This is a genomic window from Roseibium sp. RKSG952, from assembly GCF_009711355.1.
In genome coordinates, this window is sequence record NZ_SMMF01000186.1 from 1 (window position 1) to 338 (window position 338).

The following is a 338-nucleotide window of genomic DNA, read 5'->3' on the forward strand; positions in this document are numbered from 1 at the left end:
TCGACAACAACAGCCCCGTTCAGGCGGGAAATGTCTGTCGTTGTTCTATGTGCCCAATCCTTGCGGATACGGGCTTGACGCGCTCTCAGCCGGGCGGCGCGGCGAATGGCCCTGGCATGCCTTCCGGATCCTCGCTTGCGCCTGGAAGCAATCCGCTGCACCTGCTTGTGCAGCTTGTCAATCCGCTCGATGCTCTCGGGCAGATCGTAAACCCTGCCGTCAGACAGGGCGAGCGGAACAGCAACGCCCCGGTCAATTCCAACGGCTGGCAGATTGTTGGCCGGGACATTTTCCTCGGCATAAGCAGCAATGCTGATCTGCCAGCCGCCAGCTGTTCG

Annotated in this window: 1 protein-coding gene; it reads right to left on the minus strand. The window is 60.9% G+C overall.

Annotated features, from left to right (window positions below):
* On the minus strand, positions 1-338 hold a 338-nt coding region (locus E1297_RS00450), incomplete at both ends, for a transposase (protein WP_155132584.1).